16 protein-coding genes are annotated in these 17,664 nt (G+C 42.7%); 9 read left to right on the forward strand and 7 right to left on the reverse strand.

Annotated elements, in window-relative coordinates; all coding sequences use genetic code 11:
* A complete protein-coding gene (locus tag GGD38_RS31645; RefSeq protein ID WP_375296367.1) occupies positions 1-1,422 on the reverse strand; it encodes an MBOAT family O-acyltransferase in 1,422 nt (473 codons plus the stop codon).
* A gap of 115 nt (positions 1,423-1,537) precedes the next feature.
* Between GGD38_RS31645 and GGD38_RS31650 the strand changes: the two genes are divergently transcribed.
* The 5 genes from GGD38_RS31650 (at position 1,538) to GGD38_RS31670 (ending at position 7,463) form a co-directional block, all read left to right on the forward strand.
* On the forward strand, positions 1,538-2,797 hold the full coding sequence (locus tag GGD38_RS31650; protein ID WP_375296368.1) for a hypothetical protein: 1,260 nt from the start codon (positions 1,538-1,540) through the stop codon (positions 2,795-2,797).
* A 112-nt stretch (positions 2,798-2,909) separates the two neighbouring features.
* On the forward strand, positions 2,910-4,088 hold the full coding sequence (locus GGD38_RS31655; RefSeq protein WP_375296369.1) for an ankyrin repeat domain-containing protein: 1,179 nt from the start codon (positions 2,910-2,912) through the stop codon (positions 4,086-4,088).
* Positions 4,089-4,099: 11 nt separating this feature from the next.
* A complete protein-coding gene (locus tag GGD38_RS31660; protein ID WP_375296370.1) occupies positions 4,100-5,269 on the forward strand; it encodes an ankyrin repeat domain-containing protein in 1,170 nt (389 codons plus the stop codon).
* A gap of 273 nt (positions 5,270-5,542) precedes the next feature.
* Positions 5,543-6,436: a lysophospholipid acyltransferase family protein gene (locus GGD38_RS31665; RefSeq protein WP_375296371.1), complete on the forward strand. Its 894-nt coding sequence runs from the start codon at positions 5,543-5,545 to the stop codon at positions 6,434-6,436.
* A 22-nt stretch (positions 6,437-6,458) separates the two neighbouring features.
* Entirely contained in the window at positions 6,459-7,463 is a 1,005-nt protein-coding gene (locus GGD38_RS31670) for a fatty acid desaturase family protein (protein ID WP_375296372.1), read from the forward strand.
* Positions 7,464-7,931: 468 nt separating this feature from the next.
* Here GGD38_RS31670 and GGD38_RS31675 read toward each other — a convergent pair whose 3' ends face one another.
* Positions 7,932-9,593: a serine hydrolase domain-containing protein gene (locus GGD38_RS31675; RefSeq protein ID WP_375296373.1), complete on the reverse strand. Its 1,662-nt coding sequence runs from the start codon at positions 9,591-9,593 to the stop codon at positions 7,932-7,934.
* A gap of 72 nt (positions 9,594-9,665) precedes the next feature.
* Positions 9,666-10,472, reverse strand: a complete 807-nt coding sequence (locus tag GGD38_RS31680; protein WP_375296374.1) for a helix-turn-helix domain-containing protein — start codon at positions 10,470-10,472, stop codon at positions 9,666-9,668.
* Positions 10,473-10,585: 113 nt separating this feature from the next.
* On the opposite strand from GGD38_RS31680, the gene GGD38_RS31685 reads away from it, so the two are divergent.
* On the forward strand, positions 10,586-11,311 hold the full coding sequence (locus GGD38_RS31685) for a hypothetical protein (RefSeq protein WP_375296375.1): 726 nt from the start codon (positions 10,586-10,588) through the stop codon (positions 11,309-11,311).
* On the opposite strand, the gene GGD38_RS31690 is transcribed toward GGD38_RS31685, so the two are convergent.
* On the reverse strand, positions 11,312-12,151 hold the full coding sequence (locus GGD38_RS31690) for a helix-turn-helix domain-containing protein (RefSeq protein ID WP_375296376.1): 840 nt from the start codon (positions 12,149-12,151) through the stop codon (positions 11,312-11,314).
* A gap of 94 nt (positions 12,152-12,245) precedes the next feature.
* On the opposite strand from GGD38_RS31690, the gene GGD38_RS31695 reads away from it, so the two are divergent.
* The 3 genes from GGD38_RS31695 to GGD38_RS31705 are packed head-to-tail and all read left to right on the forward strand — an operon-like array spanning position 12,246 to position 14,348.
* Entirely contained in the window at positions 12,246-12,638 is a 393-nt protein-coding gene (locus GGD38_RS31695; protein ID WP_375296377.1) for a DoxX family membrane protein, read from the forward strand.
* 8 nt (positions 12,639-12,646) lie between these two features.
* A complete protein-coding gene (locus GGD38_RS31700; protein WP_375296378.1) occupies positions 12,647-13,591 on the forward strand; it encodes a polysaccharide deacetylase family protein in 945 nt (314 codons plus the stop codon).
* Positions 13,592-13,613: 22 nt separating this feature from the next.
* Positions 13,614-14,348 (forward strand): SDR family NAD(P)-dependent oxidoreductase, encoded by a 735-nt coding sequence (locus GGD38_RS31705; protein WP_375296379.1) that lies wholly within the window; start codon positions 13,614-13,616, stop codon positions 14,346-14,348.
* Here the strand turns inward: GGD38_RS31705 and nudK are convergent.
* The 3 genes from nudK to GGD38_RS31720 all read right to left on the reverse strand — a co-directional run bounded on the left by nudK (position 14,343) and on the right by GGD38_RS31720 (position 17,661).
* Complete coding sequence (nudK, locus tag GGD38_RS31710; RefSeq protein WP_375296380.1) at positions 14,343-14,921, reverse strand: GDP-mannose pyrophosphatase NudK; 579 nt, start codon at positions 14,919-14,921, stop codon at positions 14,343-14,345. The genes GGD38_RS31705 and nudK overlap by 6 nt on opposite strands.
* 112 nt (positions 14,922-15,033) lie before the next feature.
* Positions 15,034-16,605, reverse strand: coding sequence for an MFS transporter (locus GGD38_RS31715; protein ID WP_375296381.1), 1,572 nt, complete (start codon positions 16,603-16,605; stop codon positions 15,034-15,036).
* Positions 16,606-16,611: 6 nt separating this feature from the next.
* Positions 16,612-17,661: an HlyD family secretion protein gene (locus GGD38_RS31720; protein ID WP_375303929.1), complete on the reverse strand. Its 1,050-nt coding sequence runs from the start codon at positions 17,659-17,661 to the stop codon at positions 16,612-16,614.
* Positions 17,662-17,664 lie beyond the last annotated feature (3 nt).

Raw genomic sequence — 17,664 nt, forward strand, 5'->3', positions numbered from 1 at the left:
CTAAAACTGAAAATAAATAAAATTGGTTTGCTTTCCAAAGTAGAAGAGCACCAGCAACGCCAGTACAATGTATACAACAGGTTTAATACCCTTTGGGACCTGTAAGCTTCGCTCATCTCTTCGCACATACCAGTCGCACACTATTAATGGAATAGCATAACAGCATACATTAAGGCACATTAAAAGATCTTTCGGTTGCTTAAAATTGATAACGGAGCCTGTTAAATAACCGATTGCTTCTTTCATATCTGCGGCGCGAAAAAATACCCAGGCAAATGTTACAAAAGCAAAAGTGAGGGTCATTTGTGAAAGTTCTTTTACCGTAGGCAAGCTGCGTTCCTGGGCTACAACATCGGTTGTGTGTTGCCGGTTACGGTTTAACAACAGCAATGGCAAAAACCCACAGGCATGTATACCTCCCCATACAATATATTTCCAACTGGCACCATGCCAGAAACCGCTTACCAGGAAAATGATAAACGTATTTCTCACAGCTTTTAATTTCCCTTGTTTAGAACCGCCCAGTGGAATGTATAAATAATCCCTGAACCACGATGAAAGGGAGATATGCCAGCGGCGCCAGAATTCGGCAATGTCTCGTGAAAAATAGGGGAACCTGAAATTAGTCAACAATTCAAACCCAAACAACTTGGCTGTACCCAATGCAATATCAGAATATCCGCTAAAGTCGCCATAGATCTGAAACGAAAAAGCAATAGCTCCCACAATAAGAGAAGAACTATGCTGGTGGCCATAATCGGAAAATATTTTATCTACGATCACCGCCAGACTGTCTGCAATCACCACTTTTTTAAACAGGCCCCACAATATCAATCTACAACCTTCTACCGCCTGCGTATAATTAAAAAATCTTTTCTTCCTTATCTGTGGCAACAGGTGACTGGCCCTTTCAATAGGGCCTGCTACCAATAATGGAAAGAACGATACAAACACGGCATAATCAATAAAATTCCTTACAGGCTTTTGTTTTTCCCGATATATGTCAAACACATACGACATGCCATGAAAGGTGTAAAACGAAATGCCTATGGGAATGGCCACCTGTAGTAAAACAGCATTTGCCTGAAAGCCCAGTAAGGCCAGCCCCTGCTGAAATTGTAATGCAAAAAAATTATAGTATTTGAACACCGCCAGTATACCCAGGTTATTTAAAACACTCAACCATAAAAAGAACCTGGCTTTTCTTCTGTTTTGCAATGCCAAGCCAAAACCATATAAGTAATCGAGAAAAGTGCTTAACGCCAGTAGCACCATGAATTTCCAGCTCCACCAGCCATAAAAGAAATAACTGGCTATTAAAACTAATATATTTTGCCAATGTAACGACCTGTTAAAGACAAACCAATACAGTATAAAAACGGATGGTAGAAACAATAAGAATTCAACTGAATTAAATAACACTAATTGTCGGTTTTATTACAAAATTCCAGGCGGAAGGTCTTTTGAATGTATAAAAATATAAAAGATACCCATATACATGAGCATGTTGGTGTAATGTTTGACCTAATTTACAACAATGAAACGTAACTATCCGGGGCTGCTTTGTTTATTGTTCTTTACCGTTGCCCAGGCGCAGGCGCAGGCCGATAAATTTACAGGTACCTGGCAAATGAGCCGAAAACCTTACGCGGGTTCATCAACTTCTATTATCATGAACCTTCAGATTGGTATTCCTGACCAGAAGCAATTGTATCCGGCAAAAGTAAAACTGCAATATGGCCAGTTTAGCGGAACTTATGAAATGTTGCTAGTGCGCAAAAACGACGGTCAATTAGGCATTAGCCGGGGCAAATACCCATTACAGGAAACTCCCTTTAAATTGGGCATCTGGATGTGGTACCTTAACGGAACACTGGATTTCCGGAACAATAATCTTTCGCTACATCGGAAGTGGATCGATAAGGCCGACTTTTGGATGCGTGGACTGTACGATGGAGATGAAATATGGGTATCTACCAAGGTTAACCTGCGTGAATTTCTTTATCGGGATAGCATCACACTGAAGAAGATCAACAATACTCCCCTCGCAGATTCAAGTGTAAGGCGTATTCTTCAACCCGAAACAAGCGGCATTTACCTGGGCATCTATGACCGCATTGTTACAGGAGATGCCATTGCCAAAATGAAAATAGAAGATCAGGAAAAATATGATAAGGATACCGTGACCTTATTGCACAATGGCAAACCGCTGTTCTACCAAAATGAGATCAACGACCATAACCGCGAGTTACAGGCAACGCTGGATACAGGCAGAAACCTGTTCATATTCTTTGCTGATAATTATGGCGGCATTCCACCTAATACCGGCTTTTTATATATGAAGACCGACAACAAGGAATATGGATTTGATCTCAGTAACCGGTCGAACGTATGGGGAACCTTTTTAGTAGCAGATGTATATTATAAACCCACAGCACAAAATGATCTTAACGACCGGGTAGCGAAAAGAACGACAAACCCAGTGGCCACTATTACAGTTGATACCGCTGCAATTGTTTTAGAGCTATGGGATGGCGAGGTGCAGGATGGCGACAGCATCTCCCTGCGGCTTAATGGGAAATGGGTAACAACCGGTTTTCCCGTTATGAATGCGGTGCAAAAGATCCCCATTCAATTGCAGCCTGGAGAAAATGAATTATTGTTCATGGCCGACAATCTTGGATCGATAACGCCGAACACAGCAGAACTTCGCATACGTTATGGTCAGAAGACACAAGTGCTGCGATTAAGCACAGACATGCGAAAAAACAATACAATAAAGTTGATACTGAAGTAACAGTTAATTAGCCTAAGGAATATGGGTATTTAACAATCCCCATTTGGCCGTAAAAGCCTCCTATTCTACCTTAGTTAATTTATATAAACTGATAAACTGTATCTTACTTCACATGAATGCATTAATGAACGCCCTGAAAAAGAACAGCCAGGAGGAAGCTTTAACGCTTATACAGCAGGGAGAAAAAATACCACGCGATGTACCCGGCTATTTAATAAGGCAAATTTTTGAGGGACTGTTGCAGGCTAAAGCCTATGACCTGATCATTGAACTGGCAGGCGGCGGCTCCATAGAAACAGATATTTACGAATACGAAAAACTGGATGGCACCATTTTCGAAAGCCTCTTTCGAAACGTGACCGCTTCAGAAGAGCATCAGCAATTCCTGCGCAATTTTGTTGCAAAATTGGACAACATCAGCGACGCCGTCCAGAATAAAACCATACTTGAACTTGCCTTTGTAAACCAGGCGCCCATAGAAACAATCACCACATTGGTGAATGCGGGTTGCGACGTACACTATAAAGACAACTCGGAAGCAGGCTACCTGTATAAGATCGTGCAGGAGTTCAACATCCGCGAAGAAAAAGGGCTTGAATACTTCAAACTTCTCATTGAACAGGGACTGGATGTTAACGACGGCAACATTGTAGGTGAAACGGCCCTGCACCTGGCTATAAACAAAAACAAAAAGAGTTATATAGAATTCCTGCTGCAACAGGGTGCAGACCTGAACCAAACCAACAAAGAAGGGGAAACGCCTTTTTATGCCGCCGTGGTACACCAGGTATGTGACGCTGATACTTACAGGAAGCTGACTGCTTACGGCGCACCCGACTTCAACATAGCTAATAAGAATGGAGAAACATTGCTGTTAGGCGCTGTACGTATGCGCCGCAAGGGAACCGACAAGGACGTAGAACTGCTGAAAGCTTTGCTCAATGATGGGGCAGATGTTTATCAAACCTCGCCGCATTATGGTAATGAAAAGTCGGCGTTGGATTGGATCTGCGAACAGCCGGCCGGTATGCTTGAGGCCGTACTGGAAACAGGTATTGATGTTAACCGGAAAAACAATGCCGGCAATACCCTGCTGCACCAGGTATGCGCGTACAATGTGAACTATGAGGAGGAAGCTGCCCGGCAGTTGTACCGGAAAGTAAAGCTGCTTATTGAAAAAGGCGCCGATCCCAATGCCACCAACGACATGGAGCAAACGCCCATGATGCTGGCCGTGCAGGATAACCTCAAATCAAAAACAGTTGAACTATTATTAAAACATAAAATATAGGACCTATGTCCATGTCATTTATACTTGCCTGTGAAAGCGGCAAACGAAAGATAGCAGAGATACTGATCGCCAATAAAGAAGTGGATGTAACCTACACAGACGAAAAAGGACGCACCGCATTACATTATGCTGCACACCGTGGTTACCTCGACCTGGTGAAGCTGCTAATAGAAGCAGGCTCCGACATCGACTACGAAGATCATAATGGGGAAACACCCTTTTATTTCGCCTGCCTGCAAAAACAAAAGCAAACGGCCCTCTACCTGCTTGAAAATAATGCCCGTATCGACATCAACGACAACCAGGGTAACAGCCTGCTGCACCTTACAGCACAAACGGGGCAAAAAGAACTGGTAGATAAACTGCTGCAGCTTGATATGGACGCAGACCTGAATAACAACAATGCCGAAACGCCGCTGATGATAGCCGTAAACGCACGCAATAAAGATATTGCCGAACTGCTCTTACAACGCAACGCAAATGTGAACGCCACCAACAAAGTGGGCGACACGCCGCTTTTGATGGCCGTTCGCACCAAGAACCAGCCCATGGTAAGTTTTCTGCTCGAAAACAATGCCGATGTAAACCATACCAACCATGCCGGCGATTCGGCATTGCTTATTGCCTGCTACGATACAAACAGGGCGCTCACCAACCTGTTGGTACAAAATGGAGCCGATGTACTGGTAACATCCAAGGAGGGGCTTTCACCGATCTGGTACGCCTGTGCCAAAAACCAGAAAGAAATTGTAAGTATGTTCCTCGATAACGGGGTGGACGTGAATTTCAGTCAGCCCGTGTCGGGCAATACGGAAAGCATGTATGGTTATCTTGCCTGGGTAGAACAGGCCAATAATATAACGCTGGAAGCAAGCTTCAACTTTAATCACAGCTATAGCTATGGTGGTGAAAGCCTGTTGCATGTAGCCGCCAAGAACGGACATTTGAGCATGGTAAAACTTTTAGTGGAACGTGGCGCCAATGTGAACATCAGCGACGAGTCGGGAAATACGGCACTGCATTATGCAGCTTCTGCCGGCAAAAAGGACATTGTGAAATACCTGCTTGAGCAAGGTGCAGATGCGTCTATTGTGAACGCGAAAGAACAAAAGGCCCTTGATTACGCTACCATTAAAGGATTTAATGAAATAGCTGCCCTGCTACTTACGAATAAACCATAATAGCGCATTTCATAGAACTATAATTTTCAAAAGCTGTTCGAAAGATCAGCTTTTTTTCATTACCACACATTCCGCGGGCACGTATCGCCATAGCGGTTACCATTTAAAAAGCCAATAATAAGCTCATGAGTGCCCTTGTTCGCCGTATTTAATGCGGTTTTGGGGTTTCGATGTTTGTCAGGGGGTGTCCGGGGTAGAAAATACACTTATTTTTCTGTGAACATTCCCTGAGTTTTTTTGTTTCGGGCCCATTTACAACTATCTTAGCCATTCATGAAAGGCCTGATCTATTACGTTTCGCTACCGTTCGTTTATTTTCTCTCCATCCTACCCTTTCCAATATTATACAGGGTAAGCGATGGGTTCTATTTTATTCTTTACTACGTTTTTGGCTATCGCAAAAAGGTGGTCATGCAAAACCTCCGCAATTCTTTCCCCGAAAAATCGGAAAAGGAGTTAAAAAGACTGTGCAAGGACTATTATCACTATCTCTGCGATCTTTTCCTTGAGAGCTTTAAAACGCTTACGATTGGCCCCAAGTCAATGTTAAAACGATGCACCTTAAGTGCGGGTGCAAAAGATATATTCGATCGCTATCACCAGGAGGGAAAAAGCATTATGCTCGTAATGGGGCATTATGGCAATTGGGAATGGGCAGGAAATACCTACAGCCTCACCTGTAAACAAAAATTGTTTGTGGTTTATCACCCATTCGGCAACAAGTACTTCAACGGTTTAATGTACCGCATGCGTACCCGCTTTGGCACCGGGCTTATTGCCATGAAAGATACTTATAAAGACATGGTGAGAAACAAATCGATGATCAGCACCACTGCATTTATTGCCGATCAAACGCCATCGCCGGAAAGTGCATTCTGGACAACCTTCCTTAACCAGGATACACCCGTTTTTCAGGGCACAGAGAAAATAGCCAAAAAAATGGGATACCCCATTGTATATATAACAATAAAGCGACAGAAAAGAGGTTATTACAACATCCTGGCGGAAGTATTGTCGGAAGACTCGAAAAATACCGCCGATGGACAGATCTCTCAGTTACACACCGCCAGACTGGAAAAAGACATACGAGAGCAACCAGAATTATGGCTTTGGTCACATAGACGATGGAAGCACAAACGCCCGGCCCAAAGTAAATCAACTGTATAAAAAACACCTATAGAAACCAGACATGCAAAAAAACCCGGGAAAGGAACTGATCCTTGCTACCAAACCATTCGCCAAAGAAATACCCTGGAAAAGCTGGTATTTCACCCTTACGACGCTTGCCATCCTTACAGCGCTTTTCGCTGGCATTTATTTTTTAGATAATCCCTACCTGCGAATTGCCTGCAGCACTGGAGCCGGGCTTACTATGGTCCGTATGTTCGTGATCTTTCACGATCACCAGCATCATAGTATTCTGAACCGCTCGTTGCCGGCAGACATTCTTTTCAAACTGTATGGCATTTTCATACTTGCGCCGGTGAGCATCTGGAAGCGTTCGCACGATTACCACCACAATCATAACTGCAAATTATTTACGGCCAGTATTGGGTCGTACCCGGTTATGACCAAACACAGGTTCATGCAATCGTCCAAAGCAGAGCAACGCAGCTACCTGGCCATAAGACACCCGCTTACCATTTTCTTCGGTTATATTACCATGTTTATTTTAGGCATGTGTGTACGCTCTTTTGTCAGTGCGCCCAAACGTCATTGGGATTCACTGGTAGCGCTGATCGTTCATTTTACTATCAGTATTTTGGTGTTTGTTTACCTGGGCTGGTTTACCTGGCTGCTGGCAGCCGTAATACCCTTTATGGTGGCTTTTATGATAGGTGCATATCTATTTTATGCGCAGCATAATTTTCCGGGTGTAGTCTTCCGCGAAAAAGACGACTGGTGCTATGAAGATGCAGCCATGTTATCTTCGAGCTACATGGTCATGAATCCTTTTTGGAGATGGGTTACCGCCAACATCGGTTATCACCATATTCATCATATCAATTCACGCATTCCGTTTTATCGTCTTCCCGAAGCAATGGCTAAAATTCCGCAACTACAGGAAGCAAAAACAACTACCCTGAACCCTGCAGATATCATTGCCTGTTTTCGATTGAAAGTGTGGTGTACACAAACGAATACAATGGTAGGAGTTAAGGACGTAAAGTATCCAAGCCCGCAGTTGGTTTGATCAGTAAGCCTGATAATCAACCATTATAGTCAAAATTGCCCGCGGACAATGATTCATTGCCAGCGGGCAATTTTGTTTTGCCCCTGGATAATTACTCTTTGTCCGGGGCAAATATGTCTTTGTCCCGGGCAATTATATCGCTGCCAGGGGCAATTGTATAATTGCCCATTGAAATTGGATAATTGCCCCGGGCAATTGGATTTTTGCCCCCGGCAATTACCCGTTTGCCCTTGCAGTTATATAATTGCCTGGGGGCAAAGAACTGTTGCCCTTGGACAATTTTGTTTTTGCCCCGGGCAATTATTCATTGTCAACAAACAAAAATGCTTTGTCCATTTACAATGAACGTTTGCCGATGGACAACGAGTCATTGCCTGGCGGCAGGGTAAAATTGTCCATAAGAAATCGATGGTTTGTTTATGGACAAAATACTTTTGCCCGGTGGCAATGAACTTTTGCCACTGGCAATTATTTGCCATCCTGCGCAATCAACGCCGGTATAATATATTCCGTCATCATTTTATCGACCTGCGAATGCGCATACGATGCACCATAAGCACTGGCGGTAATTACAATAACCCAGGGATGATTGGGAAAAACAAAGATCTTGTTGCCGCCATTACCTGCACAATAGTAAGTTTCATATTCTTTACCTGCTACTTTGTATTTTTTATTCCAGAATAGATAACCGTAATACTCTTCTACCCTGCGCGGGATAGCTTTATGCCTGCTGAAAGTTTTCTGCACCCATTGCACAGGTAATAGCTGCCGGCCATTCCACTTTCCTTCATTCTTATACAACTGCCCATATTTGGCAAAATCAACTGCCCGCAATTGTATGCCCCCTGCGGTATTGGCAACATGCTGTGGCGTATGCTGCCATTTATAATCTGTAATACCAAGTGGTTTAAACAATTTTTCATCGGCATATTTCTCCAACCCGCCCGGAACAGTTCTGTTTAAAATATCGCCTAATAAAACAACACCTGCTGTAAAATAATGCCATTCACCTTCCGGCCTGGTGCGGTTCACCGGCAGATTCAATGTAAAGTTCACCCAGTTTTCGGTTGGGTACATATTCTCTTCATTACCCGGCGAATTGGTATTATCGTCGCCATCAAAAACCGGGCTCATGGTAAGCAGGTCTTTAATAAAGACACTTTCTTTTTCTGCTGCATAATTTTCAAACCGGTGCATATCATAAAATTCCTTCAACGGTTGTTCTTCGCTTTTCAGGTAACCATCCTGTATAGCCATACCTGTTATTGTTGAGGCAAACGATTTTCCAACCGACCGGGGATCGTGCAGGCTATACCGGTTAGCGCCATTAAAATATTCTTCAATAAGCAGCTTACCGTTACTGACAACCACTACCCCGTTTATGTGTTTGAAAACACCTTCTTCTATATTCCCTTTCAGGGCACGTATCTTATCCCGGTCAAATGGTTCTTTACTAATGCCAAAACCGGCGTATGGTTTTATTGTATTAAGCCTGATGTTTGCCAGGTTTATCTTCACTTTTCGCAGCACCATAAGGTTTACACTCCCTTCGGCGATTATATTACCAACCTTAACAACCTCATTTAACTTAACATAGGGTCTTATTTGCATTTGAAGCAGGTGTTTGCCATCAGTTAGCGCACTGTCGCCCCCATTTGCCAAAAACCGGTTCCAATAATATTGGGTCCAATAAACGCCTTCATGATTATAATCAGCCAATGGTTTGCTTATAAAGGTAGCGGTGTCCTGCACGTTCCGGTTGGGCGCGCCGGGATACAGGTTGCTTTCATATACCAGCCGGCCATCAACATATAAAGCAAACTGGTAGTTACCCATCTTTACCACACTGTCGGCCGGCAAATCGGGCGCCAGCTCATGCAAATAGTTGGTCATGGAGTTAGCCATGAACACGGTTATAAACAGATCGCTTTTGTTTGTAAACACATATTCCTGCAATACATCGGCCTGCCGCAGCTCCGAAACTGAAATGTTTTTAGCCGTAAATAGAACCTTACCCATGTTTGCCCGGTGAAAGGCTGAAGTGATACCCTGATTGGTAACAACATTTGTTGTTTGCGCAAACAGCGTACCCACAAAAAATTGTAATAAGATGAAGACAGATAAACGCATAACGTAGAGGTGCATTTTTCACAAAACTACCCGAAAGCCAATGGCCAAAATAGAACCAGATTAACGTGGTGTTTATTTCAGGAACAATTTTCTATAATGTAATGGCGTAAGTTGATGGCAGCTTTTAAAGCTTCTTATAAAATGGCTTTGATCTGCAAAACCACATTCAGCGGCTATTTCTGTAAGCGAAAGCTGTTTATTGGGCAAAAGCGAAAGCGCCTTTTGTACTTTAATGGTTCTAATATAATCGCCCAGGGTAACTTTAAAGTATTTGGAAAAATGGCGCGATAAATGAACGGGATGTACGTTGGCGAGCTTTGCCAATTCTATTAATTTCCATCCGTCTGGCGAATCATGCAGCACTTCTCTAATAACCTTCACCCAGGCCGGCACCTGGCTTTTAATTAGTACTTTTTCCTTTGTAAAGGCGCCAAACAATTGCACCAGTAATGCATCTATTTCCAACTGGCTTTTGCCATTATGCAATTTCATTTCCTTAAACACATTATACATATTCGTTATGAGCGCAGGATCAGTTATTCTTATACTTCCTTCAACAAGGTTTACAGGCATATCAAAATAAGCAAACCACGAAGGCTTTAGTTCAACATGAAACCCACGGGTATATTGCTTTGAGCCAACATTATAATGGGGCTCCTGCCAGTTTTGAAAAAGAAGACTGCCGGCAGAACATTCATGAGTCACTTTGTTATTTCCATCGAGCACCCGGCCGGTAAGTAAAAAAGTGAAGTAGGCATTTTCATGATAATGCCAGTCAACATGATCATGGGTATAGTCAGCGTCATTAAGTATGATGCCGTTTAAAACAAGGGTATCATTTGTATTCCCATAAAACTGGCCCGCCCTTCTATAATTCATACGGTAATTTAAGTTATTCCCAGTTCATGCAAGCTTTTATTCAATTGATGAACTCAGATATTTTTACGCAAAAGGAACGAGAGTAGCTTTATGCTTACTAATACAAATTACATATGCGTTCTATATTCAGCTGCATGGCATTGGCACTGTTGTTTGCAACAGGTAATGCACAAACAACACTCAAAGGCGCCGAAATTCCCGGCTTTCTCGAAAGAATGCCCGCACTACCAGCTTCAGTAGACGAAGCATATAAGGCCATGTACCCAAAAACAAAGAAACCGCCCTACCAGCCATACAGCGACTCGCTTAATGCCATCATTAAAGCAATGGCTGTTGAAGCAGCCGGCAAAAGCTATCTGCTAATGGCAATGAGCGACAGGTTTCGGCAGGATGACAGGAAATTCGACCGCATTCACAACGAATTACCTACCGACAAAGAGCTGGAAAATAAAATGCGGGACCTTAACAACTCTTATTTCAGGGAAGCCGATAACCTAAGCCACGCCCTCGGGAATGTATTGGACTCTATAAACAAATTGAATTATCCCGCCGTTGACAGAACTGCGTTGCAGCTGGAAATATATCGTAAAGAAATTGCCCGCCACATCAGGAAAGTAAAACAGGTCCTTGTTGAAACAAATGCCTATATGAATAAACGAGGTTATAATGCAGTGCTCGACAACCATGAAACATCGCACAAATATTATATACAATTACTTGAAGTAAGAGGGCTTATGTACGACCGTATTCAAAAAACATTACAACAGGTTACTGCTACCTGGATATATACAGCAGACATGGTTGATATTTGTAAAAGACACCCTGAGTCCTGTAAATAACTACGCATTATTCGCTCCTGTTCTCTTCTTCCTAAATTCCGTAGGGCTCATTCCTGTATATTTTTTGAACAGTTTATTCAGGTGGCTTACATCGGCCAAACCAAAATCACTGGCAATTTCATTTAGTCTTGAAGAAGTATGCAATAAGCGGGCTTCAATTAATTGCATTCTGTATATGTTGATATAGTTCTGTAGCGTGTCGCCCGTTTGGCGTTTGAAATAATCGCTCATGTACGTGGGCGACATATTAAAATATTCCGCTAACTTCTCTATTCGTAATGCTTCGGGTGTATAAATATTAAGATGTATATAACCCAGCACCGACACAGGTTGAGACGCAAGCCGGGGTGTAACAGTTTGCTGCAACTCGATATTGGTTGCAGCTATGGTAATGATCGTGTTCAGTAATTGCTGAAGTACTTCCAGCCGGGCATCATGCCCTCTTTCCTGCTCGCGCACCAATGCCTGTACCAATGCCCGGATCAACGGTTTATCTTCAACATTCTTAAGAATACAACCCGGAAGGTGGTTGTGGTTATGAAAAATATATTCCAGCTTCTGCAGCCATTCCTTAGACTGTGTTCTTAAATAACTTTCATTAAAGCGCAAAAAGAAAAACCGCGTTCGCGCCTCTATCTCAAAGCCATACGTATCGCGGGGAAAGATCAAAAACAACTTATCGGGGCCATAAGGTAACTTATGCCTGTTAATGACCTGAATGCCTTTGCCTTCCAGAATAAATACCAATTCAAAATATGTATTCTTATGCTCGGCAGCCAGGTAATTGTCCGATTCAAATACACCTAACTCGAAGGGCTTATGTAGATTACTGACCTGCATCCTTTTAAAATACAAATTTTTCAATTAAAAGTACAAATCTATCCAATGCCGGCGGCCGAGTTTTGTATAATTCAAAACAGCAAAACTTACTTGAATGAACACAATCTCTTTCTTACTTCTGCGCCTTGCCATTGGCATTAGTTTTTTCGGGCATGGTCTGGTTCGTTTTCCCAAGCTGCAAACTTTCAGCAATTGGATGGTTGGCAATTTTAAGAAATCATTATTGCCTGAGGCGCTGGTTGTACCCTTCAGCATGGTGCTTCCCTTTGCAGAATTTGCTATAGGCCTGCTGCTGCTTACCGGTTTATTTACCAAATACGCATTGATAGCCGGCAGCCTTGTAATGTTACTATTACTTTTTGGCACCACCATGATCGAGAACTGGGATGCTATTCCTTCGCAAATAATTCACATAGCGCTGTTAGCTTTCCTCCTGCATTTTATTGATGCAAATTCGCTGGCATTGGACCAATTATTAAAAAAATAAAGATACAAATGCAATCGCGCAGAAAATTCATGAAACTGGCCGGCACCGTTGGTATCGGCGGCATAATGCCCTTCAATAATTTATTTCAACAAAATACAATACCTCAACAAATGAATAAACAATCAAAGTGGGCCGATGGATCAAGATTGGTAGTGTCTGTTTCAATGCAGTTTGAAGCAGGCGGCCAGCCGGTAAATGCAGAAAGTCCGTTCCCTGCCAACCTTCAACAAGGATACAAAGACCTGCCGGCAGATACGTGGTACGAATATGGTTATAAAGAAGGCATTCCACGAATGTTAGATAACTGGGATAAATATGGCATCAAGGTCACTTCGCACATGGTAGGTACGGCGGTGTTAAACAACCCGCAGCTGGCAAAAGAAATTGTAGCGCGCGGCCATGAAGCAGCGGCGCATGGAATGAACTGGAGCTCGCAGTACAACCTTCCTTACAACGAAGAAAAAAAATTCATTGAGGACGGAGCAGGCGCTATTTACAAAGTGACCGGCGCAACACCCAAAGGGTATAATGCCAACTGGCTGCGCCGTGGAGAGAACACCTTAAAGATCCTGCAGGAACTCGGTTTCAGTTATCACATCGATGACTTAAGCAGGGATGAACCATTTATTATACAGGTAAATAACAGCGATTTTGTTGTGGTGCCTTATACACTGCGCAACAATGACATCCTACTAATAGAAGGAAAAAATTTTTCTGTTGACCAGTTCTTTAACCAGGTAAAACAGGAGTTCGATCAGCTATATGCAGAAGGTGAATTTAAAAGAAGGCAATTGTCGATAAGTTTTCATGACCGCATAGGAGGAACACCACAAATGGTGAAAATAACCGGCGATCTGATCCGGTATATGCAACAACACAAAGGAGTTTCTTTTAAAAGAAAGGATGAAATTGCAGAAATGGCCCTGCACGATAAAACAAGTATCAGGGAATAGGTGTTGTTAACTATATAATCGTATGGCAAGAATATTTATAACCGGTTCGGCAGACGGTCTGGGATTTTTGGCAGCCAGGGAGTTGATCAATGAAGGGCACCAGGTTGTTTTGCATGCACGTAATGCCCAACGAACAGCAGAAACAAAAAGAAAGCTACCGCAGGCGGAAGCTGTGCTAACGGCCGACTTACAGAGCATTGAAGAAACGAATCAACTGGCAGCAACAGCCAATGCATTGGGAACATTCGACGCCGTAATTCATAATGCAGGCGTTTACCAGGCTGCACCACAACTGATATTTGCCGTAAACACGCTGGCCCCGTATATTCTTACCAGTTTAATAAATAAACCCAAACGCCTTATTTATTTGAGTTCTGGTATGCATATGCAGGGCCGGCCTAATTTTGAGAACTTCGAAAACGGCCGTATCAGTTACTCCGACTCGAAACTTCATGTACTGATGCTTTCCATAGCTGTGGCGCGCCAGTGGCCGGGTGTTTATTCAAATACCGTTAACCCGGGTTGGGTGCCTACCAAAATGGGTGGCCATGGCGCTCCCGACGATCTGCAAAAAGGATACGAAACACAGGTATGGCTGGCTACAAGTAATGATGATAAAGCCACTGTTAGCGGCCGGTATTTTCATCATAAAAAAGAAAGGCCGTACAACAGCACGGCCAACGATGTAAAGCTGCAGGAGGAATTGTTACACCTATGCGAAAAGATGACAGGTGTAGCATTCCCTAATGCATTATAATAACTGATTCAGCTTAACATACTGCAACAACATAATGGTTTTTCCATCTTTGATGTCGCCTGCCTGTACCATAGCCATAGCCTGGTCAATACCAATTTCCATAACTTCTATGTTCTCTTCTTCATGCGCAACACCACCGCCATCGGCCACTTTCATTTCTTTTGAATATTCGGCAACAAAAAAGTACAGGATCTCGGTAACCGAGCCGGGCGACATATAAGCTTCAAAAACCTTTCGAACATCTTTTATTTTATAACCTGTTTCCTCTTCTGTTTCGCGCCGGATGCAGTCTTCGGGATTATCCTTATCCAATAACCCGGCACACGCTTCAATTAACATACCATCGCCATTACCATTGATATATGTAGGTAAACGGAACTGCCTGGTAAGAATTACGGTACCCTGCGCCTGGTTGTAGAGAAGAATGGTTGCGCCATTTCCCCGGTCATACGCTTCGCGGGTTTGGGTTTGAACAGAACCATCTTTTTTAGTGTACTCGTAGGTTATTTTTTTGAGGATATACCAGTTGTCGGAAAGTATTTCGGTCTTCAGGATCTTTACGTTATTTATCATAAGACAGAAATACGACAAACTCCCCGTATTCTAAAAACTCAAAAGGTTAAATTTATAAAGGCCCGCATTGCTGCAGACCTTTTTTGTTCACATGGACAAAGCAATTATCCTATCATCGTCCTTCTTTAACCTTATTTATAACCGCGAAAATTAAAAGAATAATTATAGCAACCATTACCAATATCATGACAATAAAAAAAACTGCCCTTATTGTCAACAACTGGCTTTGTATACCCATCGCCTTTGCTATCAGCATGTTTGTAATTCCGGCAGCCTCACCCGCCGTGTACCCTTTTGAAATAAGGATACCTTTGTACAGCTCCTGCCGCTGCGAAAAAACGGCGCTTTCCGGTATAAGCTTATCCAAAAAACTCGTTTTGTACTGCTGATTATAATTTAATTGTAAAGTATAAAACCCGGCTATTGAGTTTAATGTTGCTATAAAACGGGCATAGGTAAGAATAACAATACCGGTCATTCCTGTACTTTGCGGTACAGATGCCATGCAAAAGATGCTAACTGGTACAAACAATAAACCACAGGCAAAACCATGAAGGAATATGGGAATACAAAGCTGGGCGAATGACAGATCTGGTGTAAGGTTAACGTGCACCCATAAATGATAAAAGAACAGTAGGCTAAAACCGGTCAATAGCAGTTTAGGCAGGTTTTGCTTTTTTGCCTGAATTACCTTTACCGCTATAAAAGTTGCCATTATTACCCCTGCAATATTGAACATACCTGCGTTCACTACATTGGCCGAATTCCAACCCAGCACCAACGCAGAATAACCATAAATGAGATTGATACTATCCTTTACCCCCCAGAATAACAGCATTAACAAGATGGCGAAAATAAATTTACCCGATCTGAATACTGCAAGATCGATCAATGGTCTTTTAAGCATTGCTTGCCTGTAGAGAAACAAGGCAAGAGCAACAAACGCAAACCCCGCAGCACATTTTATTTCATTATCGGCCAGCCAGTAACGTTTGGGGCCATATATCATTACAAACAAGGTTGCAATGGACCCAAACATAAATAAAACACATCCCGCCCAGTCAATTTGATACAAAGGAAATGGTTTCATGGCAGGCCTGGGTTTAAAAACGATGATACAAAACAGCATGGCCATTGCCTGTAGCCCTATCAATACATAATAGAACTCTGTATAATTGGTGCGTAGTACCATCCATGAAGCGCCTACACCAATTATAAGTCCGCAGGTAAGTATCAATGTAAAGAACAGCGATACCCCAACCAGCATCCTTTTCGATTCGGGCAATGTTGAAAAAAGCACAAGAAGTAAACAGCCTGCAATTACACAGGTTACAACCCCGGTTAAAAATCGTAGAATGGCAAAAAGAAAAAGATCATGAACAAACAGGCAACCGATATTAATAAGTATGCCCACTAAAAAAGCGGTCAACAAATAACTGCGGGTATTGAAATACTTTACCAATCTGAATTGTACCGGCAAGGTGGTGATTATACCCGCATAAGCAATCTGTAATGCAAAGGAAATGTCTTCGGCCTGGGCCCCATAAAAAGAAACAACATGTGCCTGAATAAGCCCAAACGAAGCAAACTGGGCCATTGCCGAAAACAAGATCAGCACCAGCATAACCATCAGTAAGCCTGCGTACCGGCTGATGCGGCTGTTTAAATATATCGATTGCACCATCTTGTATTATTTTGTTGCTTTCTTAACCGTAACCTTTACGTTCATACCTGCTTTAAGTTCATCAACAGAATGTTCACCAAATACGATCTTAACAGGAACACGCTGAACGATCTTTACAAAATTCCCGGTTGAATTGTCTGCAGGCAATAAGGAAAACTTTGAACCGGTAGAAGCGGATATGGCCTCAATTTTTCCATGAAATATTTTACCGGCAATGGCATCGGCCTCAATTTGAACGGGCTGCCCTATATACATTCCACTTACCTGGGTTTCTTTAAAATTGGCAATAACCCATTTATCATTTGTATTCACTACCGATACAAGCGGTTGCCCGGCCTGTACCTGCTGCCCTTCAAGAATATTTTTCCTTCCTGTAAATCCGCTATAAGGAGAGGTTATAACTGTATAACTCAGGTTAAGCTTTGCAAGTTCGAGCAATGCCTCTGCACGTTTGCGGGCCGCAAAAAGCGAATTATACCGGGCCTGCAATTCAAGCACTTTGCTATTACCGGTTTTTAAACTGTTAAGGGCAGCACTGTAATCACTTTTCGATACATCGTATTTTGTTTGAACCAGCTCGTAATCGGCCAATGTCACTGCTTCATTATTCAACAGATTCTTAAATCGTTTAACATCCTGCTCCTGTTGCCAAAGCCTTGCCTGCGCTGCATTGATCTGGTCCTGATTGACCAGTGTAGAAGTTTGCGCCGATCTGATACCTGCTTCCAGTATCACCTGTTGTGCTTTTGTATCTTCCAGTAAAGACTCGGCTTCTTTTACTTTCTGAATATATTCCCTGTCGTCGAGGACCACCAATGTATCGCCCCGGTTTATTTTTTGATGCTCGTTAAACAATACATCCTTTATAAAACCACCGGCCCGTGCAGAAACCGGATTTATAAAAGACTCTACCTGCGCATCATTCGTTTCTTCATAATCACCTGCATCTATGAGGTATTTAAAAAGATAAGCCAATGCAACAAATACAACCAGCACGGCTACCCATACGGTAAGCTTATTCATAAAGCCCGTGCTTTTCTTTTTTTTCGTTTCCATTAT

It is taken from the genome of Niastella sp. OAS944, assembly GCA_024809215.1.
Taxonomy (GTDB): domain Bacteria; phylum Bacteroidota; class Bacteroidia; order Chitinophagales; family Chitinophagaceae; genus Niastella.